Origin of the sequence: Streptomyces africanus, from assembly GCF_002150735.1 — a bacterium.
Taxonomy (GTDB): Bacteria; Actinomycetota; Actinomycetes; order Streptomycetales; family Streptomycetaceae; genus Streptomyces; species Streptomyces africanus.
This window is the reverse complement of the sequence record NZ_MUKA01000601.1, coordinates 1-643: the sequence shown is the minus strand read 5'-3', so window position 1 is coordinate 643 and position 643 is coordinate 1. Positions and strand designations below refer to the sequence as shown.

General features: G+C 67.3%; 1 protein-coding gene. It reads left to right on the top strand.

What is annotated here, in order from left to right; translation table 11 throughout:
* Positions 1-643: MinD/ParA family ATP-binding protein (locus tag CCL05_RS42510; protein ID WP_143590055.1), on the top strand; the 643-nt coding region annotated here is incomplete at both ends.

Below are 643 nucleotides of genomic sequence, written 5' to 3'. Positions count from 1 at the left end.
GGGCGGTGTCGGCAAGACGACCACGACCACCGCGCTCGGCTCCACGCTCGCCACGGAACGGCAGGACAAGATCCTCGCGATCGACGCCAACCCGGACGCGGGAACCCTCGGGCGTCGTGTCCGGCGCGAGACCGGGGCCACCATCCGTGACCTCGTCCAGGCGATCCCGTACCTCAACTCGTACATGGACATCCGGCGGTTCACGTCCCAGGCTCCGTCCGGCCTCGAGATCATCGCCAACGACGTCGACCCGGCCGTGTCCACGACGTTCAACGACGAGGACTACCGGCGCGCGATCGACGTGCTGGGCAAGCAGTACCCGGTGATCCTCACCGACTCCGGTACCGGTCTGCTCTACAGCGCCATGCGCGGGGTGCTGGACCTCGCCGACCAGCTCATCATCATCTCGACGCCGTCGGTGGACGGTGCGAGCAGTGCGAGTACGACGCTGGACTGGCTGTCGGCGCACGGGTACGCCGACCTCGTGTCGCGGTCCATCACCGTCATCTCGGGTGTGCGCGAGACCGGCAAGATGATCAAGGTCGAGGACATCGTGTCGCACTTCGAGACGCGCTGCCGGGGCGTCATCGTCGTGCCGTTCGACGAGCATCTCTCCGCCGGTGCCGAGGTCGACCTCGACATG